The organism is Paenibacillus etheri, assembly GCF_001012825.1.
Classification (GTDB): domain Bacteria; phylum Bacillota; class Bacilli; order Paenibacillales; family Paenibacillaceae; genus Paenibacillus_AQ; species Paenibacillus_AQ etheri.
This window is the reverse complement of sequence record NZ_LCZJ02000098.1, coordinates 1-16029: the sequence shown is the minus strand read 5'-3', so window position 1 is coordinate 16029 and position 16029 is coordinate 1. Positions and strand designations below refer to the sequence as shown.

General features: G+C 46.2%; 11 protein-coding genes. 3 read left to right on the top strand and 8 right to left on the bottom strand.

The features are described 5' to 3' along the window. Positions 1 to 58: 58 nt before the first annotated feature. From scfA to UQ64_RS32495, 3 genes are all read right to left on the bottom strand, one after another. Complete coding sequence (gene scfA, locus UQ64_RS30545; protein ID WP_076098734.1) at positions 59 to 208, bottom strand: six-cysteine ranthipeptide SCIFF; 150 nt, start codon at positions 206 to 208, stop codon at positions 59 to 61. A gap of 423 nt (positions 209 to 631) precedes the next feature. After that, positions 632 to 1201 (bottom strand): SF0329 family protein, encoded by a 570-nt coding sequence (locus tag UQ64_RS29230; RefSeq protein ID WP_060626941.1) that lies wholly within the window; start codon positions 1199 to 1201, stop codon positions 632 to 634. Between the two features lie 425 nt (positions 1202 to 1626). After that, positions 1627 to 7131, bottom strand: coding sequence for a DUF4855 domain-containing protein (locus tag UQ64_RS32495; protein WP_060626940.1), 5505 nt, complete (start codon positions 7129 to 7131; stop codon positions 1627 to 1629). A gap of 545 nt (positions 7132 to 7676) precedes the next feature. Here UQ64_RS32495 and UQ64_RS29220 point away from each other — a divergent pair. Continuing rightward, positions 7677 to 7859: a colicin E3/pyocin S6 family cytotoxin gene (locus UQ64_RS29220; RefSeq protein ID WP_060626939.1), complete on the top strand. Its 183-nt coding sequence runs from the start codon at positions 7677 to 7679 to the stop codon at positions 7857 to 7859. Between the two features lie 283 nt (positions 7860 to 8142). Further along, a complete protein-coding gene (locus tag UQ64_RS29215; RefSeq protein ID WP_060626938.1) occupies positions 8143 to 9120 on the top strand; it encodes a phosphotransferase enzyme family protein in 978 nt (325 codons plus the stop codon). 85 nt (positions 9121 to 9205) lie between these two features. Here the strand turns inward: UQ64_RS29215 and rlmD are convergent, their stop codons facing one another. The 4 genes from rlmD to UQ64_RS29195 all read right to left on the bottom strand — a co-directional run bounded on the left by rlmD (position 9206) and on the right by UQ64_RS29195 (position 12960). After that, positions 9206 to 10672 carry a 23S rRNA (uracil(1939)-C(5))-methyltransferase RlmD gene (rlmD, locus tag UQ64_RS29210; RefSeq protein WP_060626937.1) on the bottom strand — a complete coding sequence of 489 codons (1467 nt, stop codon included), beginning with the start codon at positions 10670 to 10672 and terminating at the stop codon, positions 9206 to 9208. Positions 10673 to 10776: 104 nt separating this feature from the next. After that, the gene (locus UQ64_RS29205; protein ID WP_060626936.1) at positions 10777 to 11667 is read right to left on the bottom strand and encodes a diacylglycerol kinase; all 891 of its coding nucleotides are present in this window, start codon (positions 11665 to 11667) and stop codon (positions 10777 to 10779) included. 228 nt (positions 11668 to 11895) lie between these two features. Next, on the bottom strand, positions 11896 to 12666 hold the full coding sequence (locus UQ64_RS29200) for a sirohydrochlorin chelatase (protein WP_060626935.1): 771 nt from the start codon (positions 12664 to 12666) through the stop codon (positions 11896 to 11898). A gap of 3 nt (positions 12667 to 12669) precedes the next feature. Further along, positions 12670 to 12960: a YerC/YecD family TrpR-related protein gene (locus UQ64_RS29195; RefSeq protein ID WP_019913624.1), complete on the bottom strand. Its 291-nt coding sequence runs from the start codon at positions 12958 to 12960 to the stop codon at positions 12670 to 12672. Between the two features lie 361 nt (positions 12961 to 13321). Here UQ64_RS29195 and UQ64_RS29190 point away from each other — a divergent pair, with 361 nt between their 5' ends. Then, the gene (locus UQ64_RS29190; protein WP_060626934.1) at positions 13322 to 13882 is read left to right on the top strand and encodes a hypothetical protein; all 561 of its coding nucleotides are present in this window, start codon (positions 13322 to 13324) and stop codon (positions 13880 to 13882) included. An 18-nt stretch (positions 13883 to 13900) separates the two neighbouring features. Here UQ64_RS29190 and corA read toward each other — a convergent pair whose 3' ends face one another. Beyond that, entirely contained in the window at positions 13901 to 14860 is a 960-nt protein-coding gene (corA, locus tag UQ64_RS29185) for a magnesium/cobalt transporter CorA (RefSeq protein ID WP_060626933.1), read from the bottom strand. Positions 14861 to 16029 lie beyond the last annotated feature (1169 nt).

Below are 16029 nucleotides of genomic sequence, written 5' to 3'. Positions count from 1 at the left end.
TCCATTTCTTAAAAATAGCCGCCCATCAGCAGAGCAATGGGCGGTAAAATTCCGAATCCTATCTGTTCATTGCATTTTCACACTTCTGGTTTGCAACGCCGCAGGAAGTTTTACAAGCGGACTGGCAAGAGGTCTGGCATGCGCCGCATCCTCCGTGTTTTGCGGTATCCATCAGTTTGCGGGTGCTCAGTGTTACGATTCTTTTCACGATAAATGACTCCTTCTGTAATTCCCTGTGATTAGTTTCACTTGATTTCCATGGAACATTGTAGCAACCTCACGCAAGTACGTCTATGATGCCCGTCACCTAGCAGAGCAGAAAGGGGTTAACCATGAAAATAAAGTAGCATCAACGCTAATTCCCGTGCAGTCTTTCATGCTTGTGATCGTAGGATGCGGCAGCAGGAACCAAAACCAGAGTCAGGGCAATGCTAAAAAAAGTGACCAAAGAAACAAAAAAGAGACGGCAACGATGCCATCTCTTCAATAACGATTTTGTCTCATACGTGACCGTAAAGTCCAATAAATATAAGGATTCATCACACTGTATCCTTGCTTACCAGTAGATCGACACACTCATATTCCATATGCACCATATGCGAACATCCCTCTCATTATCATGTATTTATTTTTATAATGTACTACGCCTTAGTTCATAAAAATATTGCACAATTGGATGCTTTAACTTCATCTTCTCGCTCATGTTTAAAATCCGCTTTTTTCCAACTCGTCTGTCCACTAAAGCTAGAATATTCAATAAGATATCATTGCTCTCTATGCTTTCCTCTATAGAAGTAGATAAAAACTTATTAGCTACAACGATAAAATTTGATTTACTTAATGATGTCTGTGCTGACAAAAGCTCCTTTGCAACTTCTGATATTTTTCTGCTTCTTGCAATTACTATTAGCCGATCCTCCGGGATGGTCCCCTTACTATCTTTTCTAACCGCTTCAATTTCTTCTTGGTTAACAGGAATTTGGAGATCTGAATCATTCTTAATCTCCTGCTCCGTCTGATACCATCTGATTGAGCTAGTTCTATCATTCATATTGAGTACATTCTTTTTATCTACCGAAATATAACAATTCCCTGATTTATCAGGTAAATAACGATAACTGCTTGCGCGATATTCAACCCTGCCGTATAACGCAGGACAGAGAAAACTCTCCAGTTGTTGCTTCAATTTGCTCCAGGACATGGATCCTCCTATGTTCTATATTATAAATACCTGTTGAGGCAGTCGTTCTATTATACAATACATAATACAATCCCACTAAAACCTGAATAATATCTTGATATAACCTCATATACCAACGAACAAGCTGCTTCCACGTGCACCGTATGCGGGAACATTGGTTAGTTTGTTCGCATCAGCCTTGAAGATCGTTCCCACAGATGATTCTCCCGTTTAAGAAAGAAGAGATCCCGTCTTGTCATCACCTCTGTACATAGAAACAAGCCGATTAGGTATAGACCCCGTGGTCTGGCACCTAATCGGCTTGTTATGTTACGCCTCAAACGTTCTTACTTCGGTTATTAGTCTTACTCGGACAGATAATTCGATAACCGGTACAGGAAGTTTCAGCGCGGGTCGTATTGCTGCTTGGATGGATTATTTCTCCATTACTTATCGTGACCTTTACCCGGGTTTTCTTTTGAGTATTCAAAGGTCACTTTTACAGGCTCGCTCATATAGCCAGTTGATAGATACGCCTCATTGGTTCCCTTTAAATTACCCGTAAGTTTGAATGTGAATTGGAAGCTTCCCGCGACTGTACTCTTCGTCTCATCTTCGAGATGAACCTTGCCTTTCGAATCAAGCACCTTCAACTTCACATTTGTAAGGACGCCATTCATCAGCAACCCATCAATTGTTACTTTTTTCGCTTCCTCGTCAACCTTTACTTGTATGCCCTCAATGCCCTTCACGTCTACAGCGCCCGAGAGGTTATAGACACCAAACTCGTAGATGGAATATCCGTAATCGGTTGCTCTTTTTATGCCTTGTAACTTCATGTATCTTGCCTTGACCGGGTTGAACTGAATCGTTTCTTTGCCATCATGCGCGGTAATAATTCCGTCATTTGGCATGACATTGATCCAGTTCTGCTTATCGTTCGACACAAAAAGTTTGTATTTATCTGCACGAGCATATTCCCAATCGATTCGAACCGTATCCATTTCCTTCACTTCACCGAGATCGACCAGGAACCAAGTATTGTCCACGTATTCGCTCGCCCATCTTGAAGCAGGGAATCCATCGACGGCTTTAGCCGGTGCATAATTCGCATTATTGCCTTCGGTCGACGAAGCTTCTACCGTTTTATTCTGCGCCAAATTGCCTATGAGGTAATAGACGCTTTCCTTCAGCGTATTGTACGCCTCATCTTTTATCGTACCCGCCTTCTTGAATTCATCCAGCTTTGCGTTAAAGCCTTTGAGATACTTGGTGACTTGCGCTGCATCTTTCCCTTCATAGCGCTTCATCATTTCCAAATAGTTGTTCAAAGAACGCACCGTTGCAGAATTCGTAAATTGCTTCGCTTTTTCGAAGCGGTCGACTAACGCTTTCATACCAGATGCATTCGTCGTTGCTTCGATAACATATGACTTTGTGACCATACGCCCCGCCGTAACGGTAACGTTAAGCTCATGCTTGCCAAGCTTGCCTGCAAGCGGAATAACGGTACCCGCTGTATAAGGCTTGCCGTCATACGTCGCCGTCACTTTCGTCAGACCATCATCCGTTCTAAGCTTCCATGTAAAGGATACGGATTCTGAATCCGACAGTTTCATCTCGCTCTGGAACGGCTTGCCGTTCATCTGCACGTCTACCTCGGAAGGCGGAGCCTCGTTGACCTGATACGTTCCTTTAACAAATTGATACAGCCAGTCGTAAAGAACGCGCGTCGCTGGATCTTTACTTACCGCGGTGTTATAGACTGCATTGTTGCCTTGGTAATACGATTTGAAGCCATCCTTCATAAGCCCTGTCTTCGCACCGCTGTTCAAGTAATCGATATACCGCTCGCGGAACACGCCGTCCGTCAGCATCCGATCATCGAACTCGAGTTCATTGGACATGCCATACTGCTTCGCCAGATTCGCAGAATCCTCCAAGCGCTCGATATCCGTCGGCTCGAAGAAGTAGTTCGGCTGGATCGTCACCGCATCGAAGCCGACATCTTTCCACATGAACGCTTTATAAGCGAAGAAGTGCGGAATCCAGAAGAACTTCAGGTCCTTGCCGCTAATTTGCATGTCATGCAGGGTGCTGCTCACCGAACGGATCAGATCCGGTCCGGATTGGCTTGTGCTGATTTGCTCTTCGAACCAGTACATACCTACAAGCTCGAGGTTAGCGTAACCTTTTGCTTCCCATCTCGATTTGACTTGCTGCAGCCACCATTGAACTGCTTTTTCACGGTTCGCAAGGGCTTTCTCTTTGCCAACGGAATCATTGAAGTTCAGCGATTCTCCACCTTGTTCAATAGCTCCGAAATTAGTGATCGATTCACCTGGATCCGGAATCATGAGGACAACCTTTTCCTTCACGCCAGACTCGTTCAGCGCATCGGATACTTCCTTAGCCGCTGCGTTTAACGCATCCATATCGCCGCCTACCGCAAAGGTTTTATCCAGATACCATTTCCAATCTTCCAGATAAGCCCGCCCGCCGAAATCACGACCTGGATTTGGAGAGTTAATGCCAAGATACAGGACGCCGTCGAAGAGTCGATCCTTAATCTTGCCGTCCTTATCGACATAACTAATGTTCGGAATGATCCGTTCTTTCGTCCAGGTGCCTAAGTCATTCGCATATTGCCCGTTATACAAAAGTCCAAGATGCTCGATATCCGCTGTCGCTTCGCCTGCCGCCAAGAATTTCGGCGTCTGCGTTGGAACAGTTACGGCTCCGGCAGCTTTGCCGTCTTCACCGAGGATTTCAATCTCATCCACGAAGGTCATTGCACGCGTATGCATTGTGAATGTCACTTTCACATAGCGAGCATGGGCGATCTTCGCATCTGGGCCGATGGCTTTGATACCGTCCTTACTGCCATCCCATTTATAGGTCTCATCGTACGTTCCATCTCGCCAGAGTTCTTGTGTCGCGCTGTCCTTAAGCAATCCCCAATTCACTTTGTCATCGGAGACATACATCGAGACGGTCAGCGGCACGAGCACATTGTTGGTTGGCCAGCTTTCCAGGAAATGCGCTTTGATCTTCGAGATCGATTTCTTATCACCTAGATCAAACACGACTTCACGAGTTTTCTTCCGCAGATGTCCGACCCACGCCGGATCTTTAATATCCAACTTAGCGTATTTACCATCTGTCAGTTCCTTCTGATCATCCGGATACGCTGCCTCAGGCTCCTGCGACCAGCTATAAGGAAGCCCTAGCGCAAGATTGCGTTCCAGAGATGCCGGCTGACTATAAAGCGAATATACACCGAACTCATAGAAGGAATAACCGTAGAATGTCGCCCGCTTTACGCCTTCGAATTTGATGTATCTCGCCGTAACCGGCTTAAATTGAACCGTTTCTTTACCATCCTGCGCTTTAATAATGCCGTCATTCGGCATTACATTGGTCCAAATCTTCTTATCGTCCGATACGAGCAGCTTATACGTGTCGGCGCGAGCACCTTCCCAGCTGATGCGAACTGTATCCATCGCCGTAGGCTGACCCAGGTCGACTAGGAACCAGTTCGCATCATCATAGTGACTCGCCCAGCGTGTCGCTTGGAATCCGTCCACCGCGTTGGATGGAATATAATTCGGACCACCATTTTCAATCGACGATACTTCAACAGGTTTGCCTTGAGCCAGACTGCCTGCCAGGTAATAGACGCTTTCCTTCAACATCGTATAGGCATCGCCCGCAATGTTCTGCTTCAGTTGATCCAGCTTCGCATTGAAGTTCTTCAGCGATTTCGTGAATTCGGCTGGGTTGACGCCTTCCGCCTGTTTCATCGCATCGAGGTAAACTTTAAGGGCCGTTGCATCGTTGTTATTCATTTTTTTGTCATTGACGTAAATGTCCACGAGCGCAATCATTGTCGCGGCATCCGTCTTCACTTCGAACGTAAACGATGTTTTCTTCGATTTCCCCGAAGAGACGGTAACATCCAACACATGCTTGCCAAGCATATTCTTTAACGTGATTTCCGTCCCTACCGTGTAAGGCTTTCCATCATACATCGCAGAAACTTTGATCACACTTGGATCGGCAACATCTTTAAGGTTCCATGTAAATTTCACTTTCTTGGAGTCTGCTAGAACTTCCCCTGCCTTAAACGGCTCACCGTTCATCTGCACTTCCACTTCAGGCGGAGCCGCATTGTTGACTGTATAAGTTCCTTTGACATATTGATGCAGCCAGTCATACAGGATCCGATTGGCCGGGTCTGTGCTCACGGCGCTATCATAAACGGCATTATTACCTTGATAGTAAGCGTTGAAGCCATGTTCCATTAACCCGGTTTCCACACCACTGTTCAAATAATCGATATACCTCTCCCGGAACACACCGTCCGTCAGCATCCGATCATCGAACTCGAACTCGTTAGTCATCCCATAAAGCTTCGCGATGTTCGAAGCATCTTCCAAACGATCATAACCTATCGGCGCGAAGAAATAGTTCGGTTGGAGCGCTACCGCATCGAAGCCGACATCCTTCCACATATAAGCCTTGTACGCCAAGGAATGCGGAATCCAGAAAAATTTCATATTCTCCGCATGCACTTGCTCACTTACAGCTTTCACCAAGTCCGGACCGGCTGCATCGATGCCGATTTGTTCTTCCAGCCAGTACATGCCTACCAGTTCAAGATTCGGATATTTCCCCTCAGGCCAGAGCGACTTCACCTCATTGATATACCACTGCGTTGCCTTCGCACGATTTATAAGCGCTTGCGAATCGTGGCCAGTAAAGTTGAGATTTCCGTCACCGAGATCTCCGAAATTGACCACACCCTCATCCGGATACGGAATCATCAGAACAACCTTTGTCTTATGATTCGGTTCGCCGAGCTTCTGACCGACTTCTTTTGTCGCTTCATTCAACTGCTGCATATCGCCAGTTGCCGCAAACGTTTTTTCCAAATACCATTTCCAGTCTGCAAGAATGGACGGATTACCCGAACCCGCCCCGAAACTGCGTCCTTCTGGAGAGTTCGTCCCGAGATAGAGGATGCCGTCGAAGAGCCATGCCGTCGGATTATTATCCTGATCCACGTAACTGATATTCGGAATAATCCGGTCCTTCTTCCAATTCCCTATTCCAGGTTTATCCGCATAATGTCCGTTATAGAGCAGTCCAAGATCCTGAATGCCCGCCGTCGCTTCGCCAGGCGCCAGGAGCTTCGCCACCTGCGTCGGCACGGTTACCGCTCCCGCTGCTTGCCCGTCTTGACCGATAATTTCAATCTCATCCACGAGCGTCATCGCCGAAGGATGCATGGAGAACGTCACTTTGACGTACCGAGCATACGCGATTTTCGCATCTGGGCCGATCGCTTTAATGCCGTCCTTGCTGCCGTCCCACACATAGGTCTCCGTGTATTTGCCGTCATTCCACAGCTTCTGCGTGGCATTGTCTTTGAGCAGTCCCCAGTTCACCTTGTCATCGGAGACGTACATCGATACCGTGAGTGGCACGAGTACATTGTTCGTTGGCCAATCTTCGAGGAAATTGGCTTTAATACCCGTGATGGATTTCTTTGCCCCCAAATCAAACACAACTTCGCGTGTCTTACTCAAATGATGTCCAACCCATGCTACGTCGGATCTATTGCTTGCCCCATATATACCATCCGTAAGTGTGTTGCCTTCATCCGGATAGGAAGCTTCCGGCTCTTGCGACCACTCATATGATAAGCCCGCTGCAAGATTGTGATATACTGCCCCATACACTGACGCAATAACACCCTCCGTACCCGCTCCCGGTAGGTCTGATGGATTCGTCACCTCGACCGGATCGGCTTCGCCCGGCGGGTTCACTGGTGTCTGGTCCTTTGTCTGTGTAGGCGGCAGCGCCTCTTCCGCTTGCGCGATCGGCATCATGGTTACGATCATGATCGCAACCATGACGAGAGCTACCCATTTTCTACTCCTCTTCATATCGTACTAACTCCCTTCTGATTCTTGAGTCAAGAAACATCAATCTCCTAAATGGTATGTGCTTCCATTTCAGCTTACCTCGATGCTCTTTCCTCCTTCCGAGATTCCGACACGTCATAGAAGCTTATAACAAATGTCAATGTCCTTATAGTAACATTATGAAAAGTGGCCTTTCTTTCAAATAGATAATTAATGACATTGGGTATACACTTGTTGACATGAAGGCCTTTACGTCGCGTTTTTATAGGTATATAGATAGCGCTTACCTCCTTAGGTCCTACCTATTTGTAAAAATTTTGGCAATTATATGCCTTTCCATTATATCTGGCCATTAATTAGAAGCGTTCGCCAACCACATATCTGCATAATAAAGCTCTTACGAAGTAGGTCTATGCCTATTATCCGTGAGGGATTTTTCTCATTTATTAATGATCCTGCAAAAAGTCAGCCCCATATGGAACCTTCGAGGTTAACATATGAGGCTTTTTTTGTTTCCGCAAATTGCGGAAGCATGGCGCAGGGACAAGTTCAAGGAGAGAAGTGCAATGAAAGTAAAAACAGAGTGGAAGAAGGAGAGAATCTATACGGATGGTGACAAGTTTTATCATAAGGATTCCCTGCATGGAGAGGTAGAGATGTACAACAGTCGCAAAAAACATATAGGCGTTCTTACGGCCGAAGGCGATGTACATCCGAAAAAAGGAAAGGTCGAAGTAGGAGTACTGTAAGATAAATAGACCGGTCACAAAGTTCCCAACACTAATAGCCCCCTGGACGGCAAAGACACTGCCATCCAGCAGGCTTATTCTTTATGCTTAGGGACGGGGGGTAAAGAATAAAATAGGAGAAGCTATTCGTATTTTTCGCCTTGGATCTCATGATGTGGCTGTTTTCACCTTTTTTACAAAAAAGGAAGTAGTCAAAAACAAATATAATTAACCAATACATTTTTCCCAAAAAATAGATGTGTTATTGTAATTTTATACAATGATAACGAGGAGAGATCTGCGATTGGATAAAAACTTAAGTATAGCAAAGGAAGCATTAAGTAACTACTCAATAACATGTAAATCGATTGATTTCATTGCACAAAGCGGAAATACGATCTACAAAATCACTGACCTGGATAACAAAAGTTATAGCCTCCGATTGCATATATCCAAGGGTGACGCTCTTGAAAGTTTTTGGAGTAAGCAGGAAGTGATCCATTCCGAAATGGTCTGGCTTCACGCCTTAGCATTAGATACAGATTTAACCCTGCCTTCACCTTACAAGAATACCTGCGGAGAATTGATTACGAACGTAAACAATACAAGCTGCACTTTGTTGAAATGGGTGGAAGGTGAGCAGAAACCTTTTATCCTTACAATAGATGACGCTAAATATATAGGTGAAATGACCGGTAAATTACATAGGCAAGCCTCTAACTGGCAAATCCCAAGTTTATTTGAACGTCCTGTCTTTGATAGTTCCCGTATATTACAATCACTGGGCAAGCTTAGAGAGTGGGCTAATGCAGGTCTGCTTAATACAAGTGATACCGAACTTCTTCAGATTGCAGGTGGGCAGGTAATTACAATGATGAACTCTATTGAGAGAACGTCCGGTAATTGGGGAATGATTCATGCCGATTTGATTCCAAGTAATATTGTGTTTCATGAAAACGAGGCGCGGCCCATCGATTTTGGCGCTTGCGGGTTTGGTTACTATTTGGTTGATCTGGGCTGGACGTTCTCATATATACACCCTTCATTCAGAGAACAGTTACTGAAATCATATTCTAAGTATCATTCATTACCGGATAACTATATTGAGCTATTGGAAGGTTTTTTCGTTGCAGCACAGCTTGAAACCATGAATTTCTGGCTGGGTCTGCCCGACTCACAGGAGTGGTTACCAAACCATATCAGTAAATTAGCCAGTAGAGAAATAAATGCCTATGTAAACAATGAATCGTTTCTCTTCACAGGTGTTCCGTATTGGGAATAACAATTTATACCGTCATAAGTAAGAGAAGAAAGGTGTATCCTCGTATAACAAGTCGAAAAGGAGCCGGTTTGGCTCCTTTATGACATCATTTTTTTAGAGTCATCCACGCTACCGACTCCACATGCACCGTATGCGGGAACATATCCACCGGAGTCACCTCCACTGTCTTATACCCGCCATCCTCCAACACCCGCAAGTCCCTTGCCAGTGTCGATGGATTACATGACACATACACCACACGCTCCGGCTTCATCGCCAGAATCGTCTCCAACAACCGCGGATCGCAGCCCTTACGCGGAGGATCGACCACGATAACATCCGCCGTAATCCCCTGCTCTTTCCAGTTAGGGATTACATCCTCAGATGCACCTACCTCAAACACTACGTTATCCATACTATTCAAAGTGGCATTCGCCCGCGCATCCTCAATCGCTTCACGTACGATCTCTACACCGTAGACCTGTTTAGCATGCTGCGCAAGGAACAATGAAATCGTTCCGATGCCACAATAAGCATCTATAACAGTCTCGTTTCCCGTAAGTCCTGCATATTCCACAGTCTTACCATAGAGAACCTCGGTTTGAGCCGGGTTAACCTGATAAAAAGAACGGGCAGAAATCGCGAATTTCACATCGCCGATATAATCGTAAATAACGTCGTTCCCCCAAAGGGTACGTGTTGTATCACCGAAGATAACGTTCGTCTGCTTAGTATTCACATTCTGGCAGATGCTTGTAACAGCTGGGATTTCACGGCGGATCTCAGTGATCCATTCGTCCAAATGCGGGATGCGTTCGCCATTAGTGACAAGGACAACCATCATCTCACCAGTACGGAAGGCTTTCTTTACTACGACATGACGCAGTAAGCCTTTGCCGGATTCTTCGTCGTAAGCAGTAATGCCAAACTTACGTCCGATATCTTTCACTTTGCGCACAACATCATCGTTATCTTCATGCTGAATCAAGCATGTTTCCATATCGATGATCCGGTGGCTTCCCCGGGCGTAAAAGCCACCCACAAGGCCACCCTCCGTTACGCCAATTGGCACCTGAGCCTTGTTGCGATAGCGCCAAGGCTCGTCCATGCCCAGTGTTGGGCGGACGAGAATGCCCTCTGTCTGTTCCGTTCCAGCGTCTTCGCCAGCACCACTCACCCGGAGCTTCCCAATCCGCTCCAGGTTGTCCACCACCAGCTGCCGTTTCCACGCCAGCTGTGCAGTGTATTCCATATGCTGCAGCTGGCAGCCGCCGCATTGGTCATAGATCTCGCAAGGCGCCGCGATGCGGGCGCTGCTCGCCTCTACTAAATTCAGCAGCTTGGCGTAGCCATACTGCTTCTTCGTCTTGAGCACCTTTGCCCGGACCTTCTCTCCGGGAAGAGCTCCCTGCACAAAAAGGGTAAAGCCTTCTACGCGGCCTACCCCTTCACCCTCATGGGTCATGCCGATGATATCGAGCATAACCTCATCATTTTTATTCACAGGCAGTCCGGCGACAGGCGCCTTGCCGACTGGGCGGCTGGTGCTGCGTCCACTGCGGTGTTTACTCATTATTTATAGTTCACTTCTTTCATTATCATCGCTGTATAAACCCACAATATCTTCAATCATTATCTTAACTATATATCCCACAATCATCTACAATCGCTCTTAGCTCAGTTATTCTCAGCAAAAATCCGTAAATGCTGTGGCAAAATCCGGAATCGCCCTGGCAGCTCTCCACCCAGTTCGCCGTCCAAGTTCAACTGGACATGTCCTGGAGAGATTACATCCATCGCATCCGTACGGAAATAAATAACCTTCTTATCATTCAAATGCTCACCACGAAGAGCCAATCTGACCAAACGGACAAACTCTGCCAGGTTGCATTTTTTAACCGCTATAACATCTAATAGACCGTCATCGATCCGAGCGCCAGGAGCAAGCTTTTCAAAGCCGCCAACAGAATTCGTATTTGCAATCAGGAATAGCATGAACTCATCATGAATAACTTCCTGCCCATTGGCACGAATGATTAGTTCCTGAGGTGACAGACTGACCATTTTTTCAATACCTTTTAAATAGTATGCAAGCTGCCCTATCATGGTCTTCAGCTTACTAGGAACTTCATATGTCAGTTCGGTTAGGCTACCGCCGCCTGCGATATTAATAAAATAACGATCATTTGCCTTACCGATATCAATCGTACGTGTCTCTTGGCGAATGATCAGATCACAGGAATCTTCCCAGTTCTTCGGGATCCCCATTGCACGTGCAAAATCATTAGTAGTACCAAGCGGCAAAACGCCGAGCGGGGGAAGATTAGGCTTCTCCGCCATACCATTAATAACCTCATTTAAAGTGCCATCGCCACCGGCTGCTATGATCAAATCATAACCGCGTTCTACTGCATCTGCAGCAGCTAGCATAGCATCGCCTTCTCCGGTTGTTGCATGGCAGGTGGCTTCAATGCCACCAATATCCAGCCGGTCCAAAATATCGGCGAGCCGCTTCTTCATTTCTTCCCGTCCAGAAGTGGGATTATAAATCAATCTCGCAGTTTTCATTACCGGAACGCCACCTGTTTTTATAATAGAATAACCTAATTGATTATACCTAATTCGGACCACTACAATCAATGTTAAAGGCCCTTTCATGCAAATATTCCATTATACAGCAATTAATGACACTAAGTTAAAGAAAAACAACTATTTATATATGTATGCAACAAATCCTGTATTATCCACGGATGTGGGCACTTTTTTTATGATTAAGTGTGCTCAGGGGTAGGTGCTTTATCGTTTATTTCGAATCTGTTCGAGGAGTGTCTCTACCTGTCTCCCAATCCAATGCGGAAGAAGGGGATGGGGCAGAAGCGTTTGACCAGAATACTTATAGGTTAACCCTTTAAGTCTGTTCGGAACCACATACTTAGTAAAATAGCCTTCACTCAAAAAAAGCGGCGCCACCAGTACCTCGTGACCCAGCTCCTGCCAATACTCTACCTTGCTTCTTACACTATCCGGACTCAGCAGACCATAGTCGGCCGCCGCTACGCCACTTACCTCACGTACACGTTCCGCCAGCGAAGATATGCCTTGCTGCCAGCGCTGACGGAAGCCATCATATACACTGCCATGACCCACAAGCAGAATCATCTCTCGCTTCGGTTCCGTAGACAGCTCACGTAGCTTGTCCCAGATCATTACAGCGATGTCTGGATCATCGTCGATAGGATCACCGTAGTGAACTTTAGCCTTCACTGAGAACAGCGCTAAATCCGTCTCACGTTCAGGCTCAGGTTTGGCGCCTAGTGCATATTCTATCTCATCGACATGTGTGCTTCCCGAGGAAACGAACAATGGGATCACAATAATATCTGTGACCCCTGCGTGTTCCAGCTCATTTATTCCATCTTGAATCAGACGGCCCTCTACCAGCTCTAAAAAAGAGACCACCACAGGAATCTCTTCACCTAGCGATAATCCGCTTACGGCTTCCTCTACGATCGATACCCAAGCCTCGTCGCGAGAGCCATGACTGATAATAAGTACGCCCGGTACCATAAATTAGCGTCCCAAACGTTCCAGCGTTAATTTATAACCGTCATTGCCGTAGTTCAGGCAACGTTTTACACGGGATATCGTAGCTGTGCTTGCACCCGTCTCTGCTTCGATCTGGTTGTAAGTGGAACCTTTGCCGAGCATACGCGCTACTTCCAGTCGCTGCGACAGCGATTGAATCTCGTTCACAGTACACAAATCATCAAAGAACACGTAACATTCTTCCATATTTTTTAACGTTAAAATAGCTTCAAATAATTGGTCGATACTTTTATCATTTAGCTTCTTCAGCTGCATAAGATTATCATCCCCTAATGTGTCTTTCTTGCTCTACTATATTGCACTGGAGCGCATTTTTCAAGCATTAACGATTTCACGCTGTAAAGAGCGAAAATGATGGACAAACGTCCACCAGTGGCGCACACTAAATATGAACCATACTACGTTTGTTTCTTCCTACATAAGAAATAGCACCTACACTATAGTACTACAAAAGCGCTGAAAATCAAGCTTGTACACGCTTTTTTCACTTCTCAAGCTCGATTATAGGCATTCGCCCTTTTCCGCTCCTATCACGGGTAACCCGGGCACTAGTCTATACCGTATGTTCGCCCATGACATACAGTATAGCAAACCACTAACAAAGGAATGTGATATTATGTCTGATCATTACTATAATCATTCCCGCCGGAACCAGCGTTCACTGACCAATACTTATAATGCCTCTGCCTACCCCGGCCTCAGTCCTTATGCGCCTTCATCCCTCCCAGCAGAGAGCGGAATCCTTCCCGCTTTAGGAGCAGAAGCTGCCACCGAAACTGCGCTAGCGCTTCCTGCTGCTGAAGCTACAACAAAGGCAAGCGGCGGGCTTGCCGGACTGCTTAGCGGCTTAGGCGGCGGTGGCGGAATTGGTGGGAACATGGAGCAAATCAAAGGTATCATTGACCGAATGGGCGGTATTGACGGGATCGTAAACTCCATGGGTAAAGTGCAGAAGGTGATGTCCGGCTTCCAGCAGATGGCTCCGATGGTTAAGCTCTTCATGGGTAGCTTCGGCAAAGGAAAAGGAGCAGCAGGCGCACTGGCAGCCGAAGAGGATGCCGCACTGTACAGCCCGAGTCGACGCAAAAAAAGACGCTCCACCTCTGGGCGTCGCAAATCTACTACAACCACACGCCGGCGCTCTACTCCCTCTACCGGAAAACGTCGCCGCAAATAGCGGTGACGTTTTTTATTTTTACTTAAACCATCCACTGCGCCGGAACCATCTGAACATGCTAACACCCACCACCAGCATAAACAGCAGAACGCCAAAATACCCATACTTCCATTCGAGTTCAGGCATCACCACGAAGTTCATTCCATAGATCCCGGCGATCAGCGTCAGCGGCATGAATACGGTGGTGATTACTGTTAGTGTTTTCATGATCGAGTTCATCCGGTTGGAATTGAGGGAAATGTAGCTATCCCGTAAATCCGCGGTCATTTCTCGGTCAGCCTCAATCATATCGGACAACTTTAATAAATGGTCATAAATATCGCCAAAATAAATCCGTTCCTCACCGTTACTCTGGACATGCTGCGAATTCACGATCCGGTACATCAAATCACGCATTGGGACAATCGTCCGCCGCATCTTGAGCAGCCTTCCGCGCACATTAAACACTTGGCTCATCAAATCCTCCACCGACTCACTACTGCCGCTGCTCTCCAGATCCGCAAGCTCGTCCTCTAAACTGTAGAGGCATGGAAAATACTTATCTACCAGCTTGTCCATTACTGTATATGCAGCCGCCATCGGACCACCCGACCAGCCTTTACGACTATGTATTCCACGCTTCACCTGTTCCCAAGCTTCATTCATCTCTGTTTTTTCCTGATGATGATAGGATACGAGGTAATTTGCGCTCAAAAAAAGATCAATCTCTTCAGCATCCAGCGTCTCCTCATTCAGCGCATGCAGCACAAAAAACTGCACATCCTCATAATAATCCAGCTTCGGCCGTTGTAATACATGCATACAATCCTCTATCGCCAAAGGGTGGAAATGAAAATAGTGATCCAGCAACAGCGTCTCCTCTGCCGTAGGTGTAGCAAAGTCTGCCCATATCCATGCATAATCCTCCCGCCGGATATCTTGCAGAGGTATCTCTGTCAGCACCTCACCCGTATGCGTCACCGCAAGTGTACGTATCATAAATGTTCCTCCGATTCATCTTCTTCCATGCATCTATTGTACCGCAAGACGAGGAGTCTTCCAAAAATAACAAAAAAGTCACCGTACTTAATCAAATCATATCAAGTGATTTGATTAATGATTAGTTAGTTTAAATTCTAACCCGCCGCCTAGATTCGACAGATGCATAAAAAGCTACGTCCAGACATAATCTCATAAGCACCTTATCCAAGCTTCAACTACTCTCGGTTGTACGAGCTAGACTCTGCAAATCTTGGGCACTTATACCCTTCTTTTTGCTTATACGACGCTATTTCACCAATCCTGGGGTATTTATACCCCTCTTTCTGCTTCCGCGACGCTATTTAGCCAATTCTGGGGGATTTATGCCCCTCTTTCTACTTCTACGACGCTAATTCGCCATTTCTAGGGTATTTATACCCCTCTTTTTGCTCCTTCGGCGTCATTTCGCCAATTCTGGGGTATTTATACCCCCTCTTTTTGCTCCTTCGGCGTCATTTCACCAATTCTGGGGTATTTATACCCCTCTTTATGCTTTTTCGACGCTATTTCACCAATTCTGGGGGATTTATGCCCCTCTTTCTACTTCTACGACGCTATTCCGCCAATTCTGGGGGATTTATGCCCCTCTTTCTACTTCTACGACGCTATTTCACCAATTCTGGGGGATTTATGCCCCTCTTTCTACTTCTACGACGCTATTCCGCCAATTCTGGGGCATTTATACCCCTCTTTATGCTTATACGACGCTAATTTGCCATTTCTGGGGTATTTATACCCCTCTTTTTGCTCCTTCGGCGTCATTTCACCAATTCTGGGGTATTTATACCCCTCTTTATGCTTTTTCGACGCTATTTCACCAATCCTGGGGTATTTATACCCCTCTTTATGCTTCCGCGACGCTATTTAGCCAATTCTGGGGTATTTATACCCCTCTTTCAGCTTCCGCAACGCTATTTCACCAATTCTGGGGTATTTATACCCCTCTTTCAGCTTCCGCAACGCTATTTAGCCAATTCTGGGGTATAAGTGCTCCTCTTTATGCTTCTTCGACGTAACTTAGCGGGATTTTGAAGCTAGAATTAAAAGTGGACACCTCGTTAAGAGATTAAGATAATGAAGATATCTAAGGAGGTGTTCACATGGGTGAACAGCGGCAACGGTATGAC

Coding starts and splice junctions, on each gene's coding strand:
- UQ64_RS29220 (WP_060626939.1), top strand. CDS start 7,677: ATGAAAGTAAAAACAGAGTGGAAGAAGGAGAGAATCTATACGGATGGT.
- UQ64_RS32495 (WP_060626940.1), bottom strand. CDS start 7,131: ATGAAGAGGAGTAGAAAATGGGTAGCTCTCGTCATGGTTGCGATCATG.
- corA (WP_060626933.1), bottom strand. CDS start 14,860: ATGATACGTACACTTGCGGTGACGCATACGGGTGAGGTGCTGACAGAG.
- UQ64_RS29195 (WP_019913624.1), bottom strand. CDS start 12,960: ATGCAGCTGAAGAAGCTAAATGATAAAAGTATCGACCAATTATTTGAA.
- rlmD (WP_060626937.1), bottom strand. CDS start 10,672: ATGAGTAAACACCGCAGTGGACGCAGCACCAGCCGCCCAGTCGGCAAG.
- UQ64_RS29230 (WP_060626941.1), bottom strand. CDS start 1,201: ATGTCCTGGAGCAAATTGAAGCAACAACTGGAGAGTTTTCTCTGTCCT.
- UQ64_RS29200 (WP_060626935.1), bottom strand. CDS start 12,666: ATGGTACCGGGCGTACTTATTATCAGTCATGGCTCTCGCGACGAGGCT.
- UQ64_RS29205 (WP_060626936.1), bottom strand. CDS start 11,667: ATGAAAACTGCGAGATTGATTTATAATCCCACTTCTGGACGGGAAGAA.
- UQ64_RS29190 (WP_060626934.1), top strand. CDS start 13,322: ATGTCTGATCATTACTATAATCATTCCCGCCGGAACCAGCGTTCACTG.